Source organism: Actinomadura sp. WMMA1423, from assembly GCF_006547145.1.
Classification (GTDB): domain Bacteria; phylum Actinomycetota; class Actinomycetes; order Streptosporangiales; family Streptosporangiaceae; genus Spirillospora.
The window spans coordinates 4,730,630-4,747,257 of record NZ_CP041244.1 but is presented as its reverse complement, the minus strand read 5'-3'; the positions used below and the strand labels follow the sequence as shown (position 1 = coordinate 4,747,257).

The 16,628-nt window shown below is 71.8% G+C and carries 16 protein-coding genes; 8 read left to right on the top strand and 8 right to left on the bottom strand.

Annotated elements, in window-relative coordinates; all coding sequences use genetic code 11:
* Positions 1-5 precede the first annotated feature (5 nt).
* From FKD65_RS21915 to FKD65_RS21905, 3 genes are all read right to left on the bottom strand, one after another.
* A complete protein-coding gene (locus FKD65_RS21915; protein ID WP_141579261.1) occupies positions 6-983 on the bottom strand; it encodes an alpha-ketoacid dehydrogenase subunit beta in 978 nt (325 codons plus the stop codon).
* Positions 980-2,110, bottom strand: a complete 1,131-nt coding sequence (gene pdhA / locus FKD65_RS21910) for a pyruvate dehydrogenase (acetyl-transferring) E1 component subunit alpha (RefSeq protein WP_141579260.1) — start codon at positions 2,108-2,110, stop codon at positions 980-982. The genes FKD65_RS21915 and pdhA overlap by 4 nt, the downstream gene beginning before the upstream one ends.
* Positions 2,111-2,355: 245 nt before the next feature.
* Positions 2,356-3,975, bottom strand: a complete 1,620-nt coding sequence (locus FKD65_RS21905; RefSeq protein ID WP_141579259.1) for a hypothetical protein — start codon at positions 3,973-3,975, stop codon at positions 2,356-2,358.
* A gap of 96 nt (positions 3,976-4,071) precedes the next feature.
* Between FKD65_RS21905 and purS the strand changes: the two genes are divergently transcribed.
* The 4 genes from purS (at position 4,072) to purL (ending at position 9,140) form a co-directional block, all read left to right on the top strand.
* Positions 4,072-4,314: a phosphoribosylformylglycinamidine synthase subunit PurS gene (purS, locus tag FKD65_RS21900; RefSeq protein ID WP_141579258.1), complete on the top strand. Its 243-nt coding sequence runs from the start codon at positions 4,072-4,074 to the stop codon at positions 4,312-4,314.
* 226 nt (positions 4,315-4,540) lie between these two features.
* Positions 4,541-4,981: an ATP-binding protein gene (locus FKD65_RS21895; RefSeq protein WP_240810345.1), complete on the top strand. Its 441-nt coding sequence runs from the start codon at positions 4,541-4,543 to the stop codon at positions 4,979-4,981.
* 101 nt (positions 4,982-5,082) lie between these two features.
* Complete coding sequence (gene purQ / locus FKD65_RS21890; RefSeq protein ID WP_141579256.1) at positions 5,083-5,763, top strand: phosphoribosylformylglycinamidine synthase subunit PurQ; 681 nt, start codon at positions 5,083-5,085, stop codon at positions 5,761-5,763.
* 1,052 nt (positions 5,764-6,815) lie between these two features.
* Entirely contained in the window at positions 6,816-9,140 is a 2,325-nt protein-coding gene (gene purL / locus FKD65_RS21885; RefSeq protein ID WP_240810344.1) for a phosphoribosylformylglycinamidine synthase subunit PurL, read from the top strand.
* Between the two features lie 76 nt (positions 9,141-9,216).
* On the opposite strand, the gene FKD65_RS21880 is transcribed toward purL, so the two are convergent.
* A complete protein-coding gene (locus tag FKD65_RS21880; protein WP_141579255.1) occupies positions 9,217-9,399 on the bottom strand; it encodes a DUF1737 domain-containing protein in 183 nt (60 codons plus the stop codon).
* 163 nt (positions 9,400-9,562) lie between these two features.
* Between FKD65_RS21880 and FKD65_RS21875 the strand changes: the two genes are divergently transcribed.
* Complete coding sequence (locus FKD65_RS21875) at positions 9,563-9,931, top strand: VOC family protein (protein ID WP_141579254.1); 369 nt, start codon at positions 9,563-9,565, stop codon at positions 9,929-9,931.
* A gap of 127 nt (positions 9,932-10,058) precedes the next feature.
* Positions 10,059-10,418, top strand: coding sequence for a hypothetical protein (locus FKD65_RS21870; RefSeq protein WP_141579253.1), 360 nt, complete (start codon positions 10,059-10,061; stop codon positions 10,416-10,418).
* A gap of 16 nt (positions 10,419-10,434) precedes the next feature.
* On the opposite strand, the gene FKD65_RS21865 is transcribed toward FKD65_RS21870, so the two are convergent.
* From FKD65_RS21865 to FKD65_RS21855, 3 genes are all read right to left on the bottom strand, one after another.
* Entirely contained in the window at positions 10,435-11,403 is a 969-nt protein-coding gene (locus FKD65_RS21865; RefSeq protein WP_141579252.1) for a hypothetical protein, read from the bottom strand.
* 149 nt (positions 11,404-11,552) lie between these two features.
* Positions 11,553-12,722: a S8 family peptidase gene (locus tag FKD65_RS21860; RefSeq protein WP_240810278.1), complete on the bottom strand. Its 1,170-nt coding sequence runs from the start codon at positions 12,720-12,722 to the stop codon at positions 11,553-11,555.
* Positions 12,723-12,853: 131 nt separating this feature from the next.
* The gene (locus tag FKD65_RS21855; RefSeq protein ID WP_168221139.1) at positions 12,854-14,812 is read right to left on the bottom strand and encodes a serine/threonine-protein kinase; all 1,959 of its coding nucleotides are present in this window, start codon (positions 14,810-14,812) and stop codon (positions 12,854-12,856) included.
* A 129-nt stretch (positions 14,813-14,941) separates the two neighbouring features.
* Between FKD65_RS21855 and FKD65_RS21850 the strand changes: the two genes are divergently transcribed.
* Both FKD65_RS21850 and FKD65_RS21845 read left to right on the top strand, forming a co-directional pair.
* Complete coding sequence (locus tag FKD65_RS21850) at positions 14,942-15,385, top strand: sterol carrier family protein (RefSeq protein ID WP_141579249.1); 444 nt, start codon at positions 14,942-14,944, stop codon at positions 15,383-15,385.
* 115 nt (positions 15,386-15,500) lie between these two features.
* A complete protein-coding gene (locus FKD65_RS21845) occupies positions 15,501-16,142 on the top strand; it encodes a LamG domain-containing protein (protein ID WP_141579248.1) in 642 nt (213 codons plus the stop codon).
* A gap of 9 nt (positions 16,143-16,151) precedes the next feature.
* On the opposite strand, the gene FKD65_RS21840 is transcribed toward FKD65_RS21845, so the two are convergent.
* Positions 16,152-16,517, bottom strand: coding sequence for a hypothetical protein (locus FKD65_RS21840; RefSeq protein WP_141579247.1), 366 nt, complete (start codon positions 16,515-16,517; stop codon positions 16,152-16,154).
* Positions 16,518-16,628 lie beyond the last annotated feature (111 nt).

The window sequence follows — 16,628 nt, the reverse complement described above, 5'->3', positions numbered from 1 at the left end:
CGGCGTCACCACGCGAAGGTCCGGTCGACCGCGTCCAGGATGCGGTCGAGGTCGGGCAGGTAATGGTCCTCGATGCGCGATGGCGGGTACGGGGTGGAGAACCCGCCGACGCGCAGCACCGGCGACTCCAGCCGGTAGAAGCACTTCTCGGTGATCCGGGCGGCGAGCTCGGCGCCGTACCCGTTGAACACCGGCGCCTCGTGGACGACGACGCAGCGCCCCGTCCGGTTCACCGACTCGGTCACCGCGCCGATGTCGAGCGGGTTCAGCGAGCGCAGGTCGATGACCTCCAGGGACCGCCCCTCCTCCGCGGCGGCCGCGGCGGCCTCCAGGCACGTCTTCACCGAGGGCCCGTAGGCCAGCAGCGTCACGTGCTCGCCCGGCCGGACGACCCTCGCGCGGTGCAGCGGCGTCCAGTCGGTGGTGTCGGTGTCGACCTCCGCCTTGTCCCAGTACCGGCGCTTGGGCTCGAAGAAGATCACCGGGTCGGGGGAGGCGATGGACTGCTGGATCATCGAGTAGGCGTCCACCGGGTTCGAGCACGCGACCACGCGCAGCCCGCCGGTGTGGGTGAAGTACGCCTCGGGCGACTCCGAATGGTGCTCCACCGCGCCGATGCCGCCGCCGCACGGGATCCGGATGACGACCGGCAGTTCCAGCGCGCCCAGCGAGCGCATCCGCATCTTCGCCAGCTGGGTGATGATCTGGTCGGCGGCGGGGAACACGAACCCGTCGAACTGGATCTCCACCACCGGCCGGTAGCCGCGCAGCGCCAGCCCGATCGCGGTGCCGACGATGCCGGACTCCGCCAGCGGGGTGTCGATGACCCGCTCCTCCCCGAAGTCCTTCTGGAGGCCGTCGGTGATGCGGAAGACGCCGCCGAGCTTGCCGACGTCCTCGCCCATGACCAGGACCTTCGGGTCGTTCTCCATGGCCTTGCGCAGGCCCACGTTGAGGGCCTTGCCGAGTGTCAGGGTGCTCACTTCGACTCCTCCTCCAACGACGCGAGGTAGGCGGCGAACTGCTCCTGCTCCTCGGTCATCAGCGGGTGCTCGCCGGCGTACACGTTGTCGAACATCGACAGCGGCCCCGGGTCCGGCAGCGCCAGGCACGCCTCACGCAGTTCCTTGGTGATCTGCTTGGCCTCGGCCTCCACCCGCTCGAAGAACCCCGCGTCGGCCATGTCGCCCCGCACCAGGTACGCCTTGACGCGCTCGATCGGGTCCTTGAGCTTCCACGCCTCCTCCTCGGCCTTCAGCCGGTAGCGCGTGGGGTCGTCGGTCGTGGTGTGGGCGCCCATCCGGTACGTGTACGCCTCGACCAGGGTGGGGCCCTGGCCAGTCCGAGCGTTCTCCAGGGCCTTCCTGGTGACGGCGAGGCAGGCGAACACGTCGTTGCCGTCCACGCGTACACCCGGGAAGCCGAAACCCTGGGCCCGCTTGTAGAGCGGGATCCTCGACTGCCGCTCCAGGGGCTCGGAGATGGCCCACTGGTTGTTCTGGCAGAAGAACACGATCGGCGCGTTGAACACCGAGGCGAACACGAAGGACTCGTTCACGTCGCCCTGGGACGTGGCCCCGTCCCCGAAGTAGGCGATCGTGGCGCCCGCGGACGGGGTGCCGAGCACTCCGTCGCGCTGGATGCCCATCGCGTACCCGGTCGCGTGCAGCGTCTGGCTGCCGATCACGACGGTGTACAGGTGGAAGCCGTGCTCCTTCGGGTCCCAGCCGCCGTGGTTGATGCCCCGGAACATGCCGAGCAGCTTCAGCGGCTCAACCTCCCGGCACCACGCGACGCCGTGCTCCCGGTACGTCGGGAACACCATGTCGTTGGCCGACGCCGCCCGCCCGGAGCCGATCTGCGCCGCCTCCTGCCCGAGCAGCGAGGCCCAGAGGCCGAGCTCGCCCTGCCGGGTGAGGGCCACGGCCTCCTGGTCGATCCGCCGCACGATCACCAGATCGCGGTACAGGCCGCGCACGTCCTCGGCGCTGAGGTCCAGGGGGTAGTCCGGGTGCTCGACGCGCTCGCCCTCGGGGGTGAGCAGCTGGATGAGGTCGGGCTCGGCGACCTTCGGGGTGTCGGGCGCGCCGCGCACGGAGTCGATCGTCATCGATGACACTCCTCGTTCGGGGCCGTCACGCGGGGTCGCCGCGCGGCCGGCCGATGCCAACGGCCCGCCCCCGGTAAGGGACAAAAGCCGCAATGCCATCGTGGCAGACATCACACCCCGCGACGCAAGTCCCGCCACCGCGATGCGAGGTCCCTCCACCGGGTGTCCTACCCCCGGCCCTACCCCGTGATCCGGACGTGACGCACCCCACGTCCGTCTTCGTAGGGATTTGAAGGGAGGCGGGGTTATTCGCGGGAGAGTGCCCGGGTGGCGCCGGCCGCCACCGTCAGGCCGAGGACCAGGCCCGCGGCGACGATGAGGTTCGCGATCCACTGGTAGGCGCCCTTCGGGGCGAACTCCGCCTCCTGCCCGAGGCTCCCGATCGGCAGGAGGAGGTCGAGCGTGTAGAAGAACGCGTTGAAGTGCGGGTGGTGGCCGTCGTCCAGGACGTCCGGCTTGTGGATCGAGAAGACGATCGTCCCGAAGGCCAGCAGGCCGACCAGCCAGCTCGCGGCGCGGAACGGGCGGTACCCGTAGCCGACGAGGGCGTCCTGGAGCCAGCCGACGGTCTTGCGGGGCAGCCCCTGGGTCCTGCGCCGGTCCCGGGCCTTGGCGAGCAGGACGGAGCGGCCGTCGGCGTCCAGGCCGAGGGAGCGGTAGGTCTGCGCGAGGCGCTCGTAGGGCTGCGGAGCGTAGCCGTCGGTGTCGCGGCGCAGCCACGCCAGCCGCTCGCGGGCGGTGAGCGGCGGTTCGAGCGTCTCGTACTGGAGGCCGTCGAGCTGGAGGCGCTCCGGCCAGGACGCGGCGTCGTCGCGCAGCAGGTTGATGCGGGCGTAGGACAGGTCCGCCGTCCCCTTGACCGGCTCGGCGGTGCGGAGCAGCAGCTCCTCCGCCTGGAGGCGCTGGAGGCCGAGCGCCGTCCCCTCGTCGTGCAGCAGGCGGGCGTCGCGCAGGCTGAGCTGCCCGGTGACGCGGGCGCCCGAGAAGCTGACGGCGCCGACGGCGGTGAACCCGTCCGAGCAGTAGACGTCGGTCTCGACGGTCAGGTCGTCGGCGTTCAGGGCGGTCCGCTTCGGGGCGGACAGGCGGGCGCCGACGAACGAGAGGTAGCCGCCGACGCGGCCGCCGCGGAGCCGGACCTCGCCCTCGGCGCTGAACCCGCCGTCGCAGAACACGTTGGCGGCCACGTCCAGGCGGCTGGCGTACAGGGCGGCGCCGGACGGGTTGTACAGCCGGGCGCCCCGGAAGATCAGCTGGCCGCCGACCCGGGCCCCCGGAAGCCGGACCTCGCCGTTGGCGGTGAACCCCTGGTCGCAGTAGACGTTCGCCTCGACCGAGAGGCGGTCGGCGAGCATCGCGTCCCCGCCCGGGTTGGACAGGTGCACGCCCGACATGTTGAGGATGCCGGTGATGTTCGCCCCGTCCAGCCACAGGCCGCCGTTGATGCGGCTGCCCTCCAGCCACAGGTGGCCGTCCACCCGCGTGCCGGAGGCGATCAGACCGGGCAGCCGGCAGCGCATCAGGTGGACGCTGATCATGCTCGCCCAGTACAGGTGCGGTGCCTCGTCGAAGTCGCAGGCGGTGAGCGCCAGCGGGACGCGGACCTCGGCGTGCCCGAGGTTCAGCGAGCCGGTGATGCGGGCGCCGCTGAGCCGGACGGCGGCGACCTGGCCGGGCTCGGGCTCCACCGCGCCGACGAGCAGCGCGACCAGGACCTCGGCTCTGACCGCCCGGTCATGCCCCCACTGGTCGGCGCGCGTGACGTCGTCGAGCACCTGGTCACCGGACGACAGGTCGACGTGTTCGCCCTTGGGGAACGCCTCCCACAGGCGTCGCTCCACGGGCGTCAGGTCCTCGATGTTCATCGGCTGGCTCCGGGGGGTGCTGATGGCTCGTGATGGGCCATGGTGCCGTACGCTTCAGGATCGTAAGCAAAAGCGCAGATCAGTGAGGGGGCGACCGTGGCGCGTGTCGTCGTGGACGTCATGCTCAAGCCGGAGATCCTCGACCCGCAGGGGCAGGCGATCGCCCGCAAGCTGCCGCAGATGGGCTTTGACGGGGTCGTGGCCGTCCGGCAGGGCAAGCGGTTCGAGGTCGAGTTGGAGGGGGACGCCGACGAGGCCGCCCTGGAGCAGGTCGGCAAGATCGCCGAGACGCTGCTCGCGAACCCGGTCATCGAGAACTACGAGGTTCACGTTCTGTAACCGGCATCGGCGCTCGGCGCCCGCCGGCGCGCGGCCGGGACCGGCCCCGCGGCGCGGCACCTGTCCCGGGCGTGACATGGTGCGTTCCAAGTGGCGGGCTCGCGACTGTGGCGATTACGGAAGATTCCACCGGGGAAGTGTTAGCTGCGTTGAGTCGTCGAGCACGCTCCGGGACCGGGGGCACGGTCGGGACGCCCGGAGCATGACACGAGGTGTCCGGGTGGATATGAGGTTCTCGCTCGCGCTGCCGCGCGACGCGCTGAGCATCCCGGTGGTCAGGCGGGTGACGGGGGAGGCCCTGCGGGGGCTCGGCGTCTCCGAGGACTGCGTCGACGACCTGCTGGTCGCGATCTCCGAGGCGTGCACGAACGTCATCAAGCACGCCCGCGCGAACGGCGACTACGAGGTGACGGGGCAGGTGGACGGCGGGACCTGCCAGCTCAGGATCGTGGACTGGGGCCGCGGCCTGCGGGCCGCCCCGCCGGAGCCGGGCGCGCTGAGCGAGTCGGGACGCGGAATCAAGATCATGCGCGCGCTGGTGGACGACCTGGACATCGACTCCGCCCCGGACCGGGGCACCGTCGTTCACCTGCGAAAGCGGCTGACCTGGAGCGACGGGGCCCGCATGCGGCGCCTCGACCGCAACCTCATTCCCAACGCCGGGTAGATTGGGAGCTGCGCGCGGGGGAATGCGACGCGCACCGGGGTTGATCGGCGGAGGAGATCCCGACCGTCTCGGCCGCACCTCATTTCGGAGGAACAGAACAGATGGACGCTGCCCGGGTTGGGATCGTCACCTTCCCAGGTTCCCTTGACGACAAGGACGCCGCACGCGCGGTGCGGCTGGCCGGCGCCGAGCCGGTCGCCCTCTGGCACGGCGACCACGACCTGCGGGGAGTCGACGCCGTCGTCCTGCCCGGCGGGTTCTCCTACGGGGACTACCTGCGGGCCGGGGCGATCGCCCGGTTCGCGCCGCTGATGACAGAGGTCGTGGCCGCTGCCGGTGACGGCCTGCCCGTCCTCGGCATCTGCAACGGCTTCCAGGTGCTGTGCGAGACGCACCTGCTGCCGGGCGCGCTGCTCCCGAACGCGGGCCTGCACTTCGTCTGCCGCGACCAGCGGCTGCGCGTCGAGAACGCCGCCACCGCCTGGACCGGCGAGTACCACGAGGGGCAGGAACTGGTGATCCCGGTGAAGAACCGGGACGGCCGCTACACCGCCGACCGGGAGACGCTGATCGAACTGGCCGAATCCGGCCGCATCGTCGCCCGGTACCTCGACCTGAACCCGAACGGCTCCCTCGACGACATCGCCGGGATCTGCAACGAGGCCGGCAACGTGGTCGGGCTCATGCCCCACCCCGAGCACGCCGTCGAGTCGCTGACCGGACCGTCCACCGACGGGCTCGGGTTCTTCACCTCGATCGTCAACAGACTGGTCAACGCATGAGTGAGCAACGGCCCCACGGTTCCGGACGGGCCACCCGCGACGAAGACGAGCCCTCGATGGAGTGGCTCGGCGAGCTCAAGTCCGACGCGGACGACCCCGAGCTCCAGCCCGTCAACCCCGCGGTCACGGAGGGTTTCAAGGCCATCCTCGAAGAGGACCAGGCCGTTCCCCAGGCCCCGCCCGCCGAACCGGTCCCCGGGCCCTTCACCGGGCCCATCCCCGTGCTGAACGACGAGGAGCCCATCCCGGGCCCTGCGGCGTCCCAGGGGGAGCCCGACCAGGAGTTCGCGCGGGCCCTGGAAGAGGAGCGCCCCGCCGGCGACCCCACGTCCACCGCCGTGGACTCGTCGTTCACCGTGCCCGACCTGAGCGCCTTCGCGGCACCGCCGCCCCCCAGGGGCACGGGCACCGGCCCGCAGCCCGCGATCGGCTCGGGTACCGGCCCGCAGCCTCACGTGGGCTCAGGCACCGGCCCGCAGCCCGCCGTGGGCTCCGGCACCGGTCCGCAGCCCGCCTTCGTTCACGGCACGGGTCCGCAGCCGGCCGTACGCCCGGGCACCGGCCCGCAGCCTCTCATCGACCTGAACACGGACCCGCTGGCGCAAGGCCCCATCACGGGCCCGCAGCCGCCCGTAGGCCCTGTGACGGGCCCTCAGCCCGCCGTAGGCACCGGTACAGGGCCTCAGCCCGCCGTAGGCCACGGCACGGGCCCGCAGCCCACTGTGGGCCCTGGGACAGGCTCCCAGCCCCCCATAGGGCGCGCCACGGGCCCCCAGCCCGCCGTAGGCCACGGGACCGGGCCCCAGCCCGCCATTGGACGCGGCACGGGCCCGCAGCCCTCCGTGGGCGTCGGCACGGGTCCCCAGCCCGCCGTCCGCCCCGGGACGGGGCCGCTTCCTGCGATCGGCCACGGGACCGGCCCGCAGCCGGCCATCGGCCGCGGCACAGGTCCGCAGCCCGCCATGGGGCGCGGGACGGGGCCCCAGCCCGCGATCGGACGCGGTACCGGCCCGCAGCCCGCGGTCGGCCCCGGCACGGGCCCGCAGCCGGCCATCGGCCGGAGCACCGGCCCGCAGCCGGCGCTCGCCGGGCCCGCGCACCACGAGCAGGGCACCGACACGGTCGCCGTCGCCGCCGCGTCTCCCGAGCGTCCGCAGCCGTACGCCGAGCTGGGGATGAACGAGGAGGAGTACCAGCGCGTCCGCCACATCCTGGGGCGCCGTCCCACGTCGGCGGAGCTGGCGATCTACTCGGTCATGTGGAGCGAGCACTGCTCCTACAAGAGCTCCAAGGTGCACCTGCGCCAGTTCGGCGACAAGGCCCCGAAGACCGACAAGCTCCTGGTCGGCATGGGCGAGAACGCCGGTGTCGTGGACATCGGCCAGGGCTGGGCGGTCACCTTCAAGGTGGAGTCGCACAACCACCCGTCTTACGTCGAGCCCTACCAGGGCGCCGCTACCGGCGTCGGCGGGATCGTCCGTGACATCATGTCGATGGGGGCGCGCCCCATCGCCGTCATGGACTCGCTCCGCTTCGGCCCGGCCGACGCCCCTGACACCCAGCGTGTCCTGCCCGGCGTCGTCGCCGGCGTGGGCGGCTACGGCAACTCCCTCGGCCTGCCCAACATCGGCGGCGAGACCGTCTTCGACGCCTGCTACGAGCAGAACCCGCTCGTGAACGCGCTGTGCGTCGGCGTGATGAAGCACGAGGACATCCAGCGCGCCGTGGCCCCCGGCCCCGGCAACAAGGTGATCCTGTTCGGTGCCCTGACCGGGCCCGACGGCATCGGCGGCGCGTCCGTCCTGGCCTCGGCGACCTTCGATGAGGAGTCGCACCAGAAGCGGCCGTCGGTCCAGGTGGGCGACCCCTTCATGGAGAAGCTGCTCATCGAGTGCTGCTTGGAGCTGTTCAAGGACGACCTGGTGGTCGGCATCCAGGACCTCGGCGCCGCCGGGGTTTCGTGTGCGACGACGGAGCTGGCCGCGGCCGGCACCGGCGGCATGCACGTCGACCTGGACGCCGTCCCGCTCCGCGACGAGACGCTCCGCCCTGAGGAGATCCTCATGAGCGAGTCGCAGGAGCGCATGATGGCGGTGGTGGAGCCCGCCAAGGTCGAGCGCTTCATGGAGATCTGCGCGCGCTGGGAGATCCCGGCCACCGTGATCGGGACGGTCACCGACACGCGCCGGCTGGTCATGACGTGGCGGGGCGAGACGATCGTCGACATCCCGCCGGTCACGGCCGCCGACGAGGGCCCGGTCTACAACCGCCCGCTGGCGCCCCCGCCCGACCTCGGCGCCCTGCAGTCCGACACGCCGGGCCGGCTGACCCGTCCCTCCAACGGCGACGAGCTGCGCCGGACCGTCCTGTGGTTGGCCGGGTCCCCGAACCTGGCCGGCAAGACGTGGGTGACGTCGCAGTACGACCGGTACGTCCTGGGCAACACCGTCATGGCGATGCCCGAGAACGCGGGCGTGGTCCGCATCGACGACGAGTCGGGCCTCGGCATCGCGCTGTCCCTGGACGGCAACGGCCGCTACACCCGGCTCGACCCGTACGCGGGCGCGCAGCTCGCGCTGTCGGAGGCGTTCCGCAACGTCGCCGCCACCGGCGCGCGGCCCCTGGCCGTCACCAACTGCCTGAACTTCGGCTCCCCGGAGGACCCGGGCGTCATGTGGCAGTTCTCGCAGGCGGTCACGGGCCTGGCGGACGGCTGCCAGTACCTGGGCATCCCGGTGACGGGCGGCAACGTCAGCTTCTACAACCAGACGGGCAGCACCCCGATCAACCCGACCCCGGTCATCGGCGTCCTCGGCGTCCACGACGACGTGCGCCGCCGGGTGGGCATGTCGGTGGCCACCGACGGCGCCACGATCGCCCTGCTGGGCGAGACGCGCGAGGAGTTCGGCGGCTCGGAGTGGGCGCACGTGGTCTACGGCCACCTGGGCGGCCTGCCGCCGCTGGTCGACCTGAAGGCCGAGGCCGCTCTGGCGTCGGTGCTGGTCGCCGCCGTCCGCGACGGCCTGGTCAACGCCGTGCACGACCTGTCCGACGGCGGCCTGTCGCAGACGCTGGTGGAGTCGTGCCTGCGCGGCGGCCTCGGCGCGCGCATCACCCTGCACGGGGACCCGTTCGTCGCCCTGTTCAGCGAGTCGGTGGCCCGCGCCATGGTCGTCGTCCGTCCGGGCGCCGAGGGCCGGCTGGCGGCCCTGTGCGAGTCGGCGGGCGTCCCCGTGGCCCAGCTCGGCGTGGCGGGCGGCGACACCCTCCACGTCACGGGCCGCGGCCCCGAAGGCGACCAGCAGGAGCTGTTCAGCATCGGCCTCTCCGAGCTCCGCGAGGCCCACGAACGCATGCTCCCCAGCTACGCCGACTGACCCGAGCAACGAAAGGGCGCCCCACCAGGGGCGCCCTTTCGCATGCCCGCACCCCCGCGGGGGCGGTGCCGCGGTTCTAGAAGGCCTGGCGCCGGACGAGCGCCTGGGCGACGACGACGCGGTCCCCGTTGAACGTCACGGCCGGTGAGCCGTGCAGCTCGTATCCCAGGTCGAGCGCCTCGCTGACCCGCCAGCAGAACGTCTCGTCATCGGGTCCCGTAAGCACGCGGTACCGCGGCAACTCTCGCTTCTCACCCATACACCGACCCTAGTGCGCCACCCGCCCCCGGCCCGGACCGGCCACGACCCCGGCGGCAGCGCGCCCGACATCTGCCGCACACCGCGTGAAGGTCCCCGGCGCACCTGGGCCGCCACCACCTAGCCTGGCGGGGAAGACGACATCTCAAGCCGCGGGAGAGGCTATGGATGGTCAGGTTCGCCTGGAGAGCGCGGCTCCCGTGATCCCGGTCCGGGATCTGGTCGCCTCCCTCGACCGGTACCGCGACATGGGGTTCTCGGTACGCCGAGCCGACGAGGACCCCCGGTACGGGTTCGCCGACCGGGGGAGGGTCTCGCTCCACCTCACTCAGTGGGACGAGCATGACCCCGCCCGCACCGCAGCGGCCGTCTACCTCTACGTCTCAGATGCCGACGCCCTGCACGCCGAGTGGAGCCGCGCAGGCGTCCCCGGCCGCCTCGGCGAGCCGGACGACACACCGTACGGTCTCCGGGAGTTCGCCTACGTCGACCCCGAAGGAACCCTGCACCGAGTTGGCTCCCCGCCCCCCTGACTCCACCCCTGGCCGGCTCCGACCCGCGCGGCACCCTGCCGTGTCATTGACGCGCCCGATCCGGCTGCCGGCGTCAGGGCGGGTCACCGGAATGTCGATCGAAAGTTCGGGTTATAGCGTCGGGGGCGTGGAGATGCCTGAGCTCGCGGATCTGATCTGGCTCTTCGAGGACGAGCCGACCCCCCAGCACGAGGACCTCGCCTGGCCTGTCGGGCTCCAGTCGTTCCGTCTCCGCCGGGGTTCTCGTGAGGTGCTCTTCTCGCTCGACCCAACATCGGGCGAGGCGTACCTGACGTTCTTCGAGGCGGGGGAGGAGACCGTGTCGATCGGCAGGCTGCGCAGGCTGGAGACCCTCACCGTCGAGAAGCGGAACGATTACGAGGGCCTGGTTCTCCGCTTCGACCACGAGAGATTCGATCCATTGCAGCTACAGACGCGCCCCGTCATTCGCCTCACATGGAACGTCATGGCACTCGGAGTCTGGTGACCGCGCACCTCGCGAGCTAGAAGACCGAGACGTGGACGTGGTCGTAGTGGTTGGCGGTCACGCCGCCTCGGTTCTCCATGGAGCGCCAGCCGGGGCTGCGCAGGTCGTAGATGCGTTGGCGCCAGATGATGTACTTGATGCCCAGGGCGCTCGCGTGGGCGATGGCGTATTCGGCGGTGCGGTCGCCTAGGGACTTGGCGCTCCCCGAGGCCATGACGCCGCCCGTGGTCACCATGAAGTCGCAGGCGCGGCCGCTGCCGTGGTCCTGCGGGTCGCCGGTGGAGCGGAAGCAGCCGATCGTGGGGAAGGGGCCCATCTCCAGGTCGAGGGTGTTCTTGACCTTGAGCATGCGGGGGGTGACGCCGCCCATGCCGACGCTCGGGGACTCGGGCTTGTACTTCTTGACCAGGGACTGGATCTGCGACTTGCGCCGTTTCAGGTCCTTGATCTCCTTGTTGAGCTCGACCATCTTCTGCTGGGCCTGCTTGCGGGCCTTCATCTGGTCGTTGACGAGCTTCTGGATCTGGGCGACCTTGCCCGCCTTGTTCTGGGCGAGGTGGCTGACCAGGGTGGCGTTGCTGAGCAGGTCGGACGGGTCGGCGTCGGCGAGGAAGGTGACGGTCGGGTCCTCGCCGTTCGTCATGTACTGGGACGCGGCGAGCTGCGCCACGACGCCGCGGGCCTCCTGGAGGTCGCGCTGCAGGTCGTTGGACTTGTCCAGCGCCTTCTTCGCGGCGAACTCGGCGTCCTTCAGCTTGGCGAGGTCGCCGCCGTACTCCTTGTCGAGCTGCTCGATCTGGCGGTTCAGCTTCGCGAACTTGCCGCTGTCGCCCGGGTCGAGGGGCAGGGACGCCGGAGCGGCCGCGGACGGGGTCGCCGCGGCGATCAGGGGCACCACCGCGGCGAGGGCCACGAGAGCCGCGGCGGTGTGGCGCCGGCCGCGGCCGCGGTCGGTGTGCCGACGGGTGGAGGCGGGGGTCTCCACGTGTTCTCCTCTCGTCATGGCCGAAGGTCAATGGACGTTAAAGAGCCGTCTGCCTCGCCAAGGGTAAACCTCTGCGGAGAGTGGCACTGGGCGAAGGCGCGAGATGCCCGGCTCCACGCTGGGAGCCGGGCCATCTTACGTGACAGGACTCACAGCTTGCCCTTCCACAGGAGCCTGTTGGGCTGCGACCGCAGGTTCTTGAGGGTGTGGGTGGAGTTGTCGTTCAGGACCTTCTGCACCGTCGGGAAGGTGGCCTTCGGGTGGGTCGACAGGTACAGGGCGGCGACGCCGCTCACGTAGGGGGCCGCCATGGACGTCCCGCTGAGCGCCTTGTTCTTGCCGCCCGGCCAGGTGGAGTAGATGCCGTAGCCGGGGGCGTTGATGTCGACGCACTTGCCCCAGTTGGAGAACGAGGCGCGGTTGTCGTACTTGGTGGTGGCGCCGACGGCCATGACCCAGCCCGCGCCGGCGGGCGAGACCTTGCACGCGTCGGCGTTCTCGTTGCCGGCGGAGACGGAGGTGAACACCCCGGACTTGGACAGGTTCATCACGGCGGTGTTCAGCGCCGTGGACTTGGGGCCGCCGAGCGACATGTTCGCCACGGCGGGCTTGGCGGCGTGGGTGCGCAGCCAGTTCACGGCGTCGACGACGTCCGACAGCGTGCCCTCGCCGTTGCAGTCCAGGACGCGCAGGGACCGCAGCTTGACGGACTTGGCGGCGCCGTAGGTCTTGGAGCCGATGATGCCCGCGACGTGGGTGCCGTGGCCGTTGCAGTCACGTCCGTCGCCGTTGAACTGGGGGGCCGTCCAGGCGATCGAGGCGCGGCCGCCGAACTCCTTGTGCGTGACGTCCAGGCCGGAGTCGATGACGTAGGCGTTCACGCCCTTGCCGGACGACTTGTAGGTGTAGGTCTTGGAGAGCTTCGCCGACCGCTGGTCGATGCGGTCGAGGCCCCAGGGCAGCGGCGCGCGCTGGGTCGTGGTCGCCTTGAAGACCTGGTCCTGCTCGATCGCGGCGACGCGGTGGTCGCGGCGCAGCTTGTTCAGCTGGTCCTTGGTCAGGGGGGCGGCGAAGGCGTTCAGCACGCCGTCGAAGCGCCGGACGCCGCTGGCCTTGACGCTCTTGGCGGCACCGTCGGTGGACGCGCCGGACTTCATCGTGACGATGTACCGGCCGGGCACCGGCGTGCCCTCCGCCGCCGTCACCTTCACCAGGGACGACGAGTCGTCGGCGAGCACCGGGAACGCCGCGGCGCCGCCGAGGCACGCCGCGACGGCGCCGACGAGCAGCAGCCTTCGGTGGACAGCCCGCAAGGTCACTCCTTCTGCCGGGGAGCGCGCGGACGCGTCCCGCTCATGATCGAGGAGTCTCGATCGAGGGGAAACCTTAGCGGAACTGTCCTGATATGAGACGACAAATTGGACGTACGGCCCGAAATGGCGAGGCCGGATCAGGTCTTGCTGAGCCGCCCGCCGTAGCCGAGGTTGGTCCCCGGCTTCGTCCACGTGTACTGGAGCGTCCCGTCCGGCTGCCGGGTGACCTGGACGATCCCGGACGTGCACGGCTTGCCGATGTCCAGGTTCATCCGCAGCGCGCTCTCGGTCCCCCTGGTGAGCCGCAGTGTGCCGACGCAGTTCTCCCGCGGGTACAGGGCGCGCCCCGTCGTCCCGCCGGTCTGGAAGGTGATCTGCACGGGGAACGAGGTGTTGCGGTTGGTGTTGACCGCCGTGCCCGTCCACGTCCCGGCGAACGACGCCGGAATCGTGGTCACGGGGCGGTTGGCCGAGGAGTTGGTGCTGTCGGACGGCGAGTCGTCGTCGGCCTTCAGCTGGGGCCACAGCACCAGGACGATGATGGCGATGCCGACGCTGACACCGATGGCCAGCGAGAGCGCCAGCCCCAGGACGTGGTTGCCGGGACGCCGCAGCTTCGCGATGGCGGACAGGGGCGAGCGGCTGGTCGGGGAGCGGTGCCCGCGGCTCTCGCGGCCCCGCCCCAGCCCCGGGACGATGGGGTTCGGCTCGGTGGCGTTCGGGGGGGCGGGCAGGTCGACGGCGTCGAACGTGGCGGTCGGGTCGGGGCCGACGGCGTCGAACCGCGCGGTCTGCTCCGCATGGTCGCCCCCGCCCGCCTGGGCGTGCCTCTCCGGCCGGCCCAGGCCGATCGCGTTGAAGGCCGCCGTCGCCTCGAAAGCGGCGGGGTCGAGGTCGGCCGCGGGCGGCTCGGGCTCCCGGACGGGCTCCGGGCGCGCGCGGCGGGAGCGTGCGAGCTTGCCGAGCAGCGGTAGCGACTCCGACTCCGCGGGCGGCCCGGAAGGCACCCCCGACGTCGCCCCGTAGGGCGCCCCCGAAGGCGCTCCGGGAAGCGGCCCCACAGGCGGCCCCGAAGGCTGCCCCGGAGGGGGGCCAACGGGGCTGGGAGGTGCGGCAGGGCCTGGTGTGAACCCCACAGGAGATGCGGCTCCCATGGGCGCCCCGGGGGTCGCCATGGGAGGACGCGGTGGCGTGACCCGTGGCACCTCGTGGCGGATCATCACGCCCGTCGCAAGGGCGCGCCCCTCCTCCACCATCGAGGCCGGCAGCCGCCCCGCGAGCGCGCTGCCCCGGCCCAGCAGCCGTTCGAGGATCGTCTTGGCCATCGGACGCTCAGCGGGGTCCTTGGCCAGGGCGGACGCCACCGTGTCGCGCAGGGAGTCAGGGGCGCCCGACACGTCGGCCTCGTCGTAGACGATCCGCTGCATCACCTCGGACGGCGACCCCGCGCCGAACGGCGGCTTGCCCGTGGCGGCGAAAAGGATGGTCGACGCCCACGCGAACACGTCCGCGGCCGGGCCGATGCCCATGCCGCTCAGCTGCTCGGGGGACTTGTAGGCGGGGTCCTCGGTCATGTGCCCCCGGAAGGCCACGTTCACGGCCTCCATGGCGTGGGCGATGCCGAGGTCGCTCATGCGGGGACCGTCCTTGCCGAGGAGGACGTTCCCGGGCTTCAGGTCGTGATGGACGGCACCCGCGCGGTGGACGGCGGCCAGAGCGATCGCCATGCCGACGGCCAAGCGCTCGACGACGACGCTTCCGCGCACGCCCTCCTCGTCGACGAGCTGCTGGAGGGACGGCCCGTCCACCCACTCGCTCACCACGTAGGGGCGGTCGCCCTCCACATCGGCGTGCAGGATCGCCGCCGTGTAGAAGCCGGACACCTTCCGGGCCGCGGAGAACGCGTCGGCGAAACGCGACCGCGCGACCGGCTCGCCGCTCAGCCGCACGTGCAGGATCTTCACGGCGACGGGGCGGCCTGCCGGGTCCCTGCCGAGGAAGACGGCGCCCTGCTCGCCGACGCCGAGCCGGCCCGTGATCTCGAACGATCCGAGTCGTCCCGGGTCACCCGGCTGCAGGGGCAGCGCCTCGGGCATCTGACGAACCTCCGTCTCCTCCGGGGACGGCGTCCCCGGCCTCCCCGTTCCCTGCGCCCCCATGCCTGGCACCGGGGTCCTTTCTACCGCCTGCGCGGTACCGCGGCGGACCCGGTAGCGTCATGCGCGATGCCGCGAACACCGCTTACCCCCGCCGTGCTGAACGAGCAGCGCGCCGCACTCGGCCTGGCGCCCTACACGGGCGCGGACGAGCCCGCCGAGCTGCGCCGCGCGGCTCTGGACACGGTCCTCGCCGGTATCGGGACGGGCGGGGCGGAACCCAGCCGTCCGGTGGTCAGGGGAGCGGTGCGGTACCTGCTCGACCGTCTCGCCGAGCTGGCACCCGGTCGTTCGGTGGAGGTCCGAGTCCCTCCGCACGCCGCCGTTCAGTGCATCGACGGGCCGCACCATACCCGTGGTACGCCACCGAATGTGGTGGAGATGGACGCCGCCACGTGGATCGCGCTGGCCACCGGCCGCTCCACCTGGGAAGACGCGACGGCGACCGGAAGGATACGGGCGAGCGGCGCGCGCGCCGACCTGACCCCTTACCTCCCGTTGCCCCTCGATTGACTGGCCTGCCCGCCGGCGGCTCTCCCGTCGCCCGGACCGGACGCCGCCTCTCGACTGGACGGTGAGCGCGCGCATAGCGTGCGCGGGTGACGCGCGCCTTACCGGAGGTGGACCCGTGCTGATCGCGCACTGGACGTTCGACGCCGGCACCGTGGACGGCCGCCGGGCCGCCGACACCGCCGGCGCCGCCGCCCCCGCCGCCGAGCTGATGGAGGGCGCGAAGATCGTCCCAGGCAGGGACGGGGAGGCGCTGGCCCTCGGCGAGCACGACCGCGCCGTGATCCCCGCGGCGCCGCAGCTCGTCCTCAGCCAGATCTTCGGGTTCAGCCTGGCCTTCTTCGTCCGGGTGGACGAGGGCCCCACCGGTGAGTGGCGCAGCCTCCTCTACAAGCCCGTCGCCGAGAACGACGCGCGCGGACTGGGCCTTTGGCTGTACCCGGACGCGATGCGGCTGCGCGTCCAGTTGTTCACGGTCAAGGGCCCGGACTACGTCGACAGCACGGCCAGGCTGACCGTGGGGGAATGGGCGCACCTCGCCTTCGTCGTGGACACCCGGGGCATGGTCCTCCACGTCGACGGCGAGCAGGACGCGGCCGCCCCCCTGGAACATCCCGTCGTCACCCCGGCCGGGCCCATCTACCTCGGCAGGGAGCCCGCCAAGCCGGGCTTCGGCGGCCTCATCGACGATCTCCGCGTGTACGCCTCCCCGCTCGTCCCGGAGGCCGTCCGCACGCTGGCCGACCAGCCGAGCGGCTGACGCGGCCCCCTAGGGGGTGGCGTGGGCGAAGGGGAACTCGCGTTCCACGCAGCCGCGCCGCGCCTGGTCGTCCGGGTACCGCGACACGTCGCCGCACTGGGCCGCCTTGCCCAGCAGCCAGATGAGCGTTCCGGCGCCGACGAGCAGAGCGATCGCGGAGCAGACGACCCCCACGACGGCGGGGCGCCGGTCGGGGTCGCCCCGGACGAGGGACACCGTCCCCAGGACGAGGCCCAGCAGCGCTGGGACCATCCCCGCGAAGCACGCCGCAAGCCCTGCCAGACCGGCGATTCCGAGCACCTGCGAGGTCCGGGCCAGAGTGCTCCGCACGGGCGGGGCAGGGGGCGAGTGGGTCCGGTACCCGGGCAGCGTCATGGCGTTCCCTCCACGTGTCGTCCCCAGATTCCCGGAACCGCGTGGGGCCCGTGGTTCCGGGGAGTAAAGGTCCGTTAAGGAGATGCCACCGATCGGAGCAGGTGAACCGGG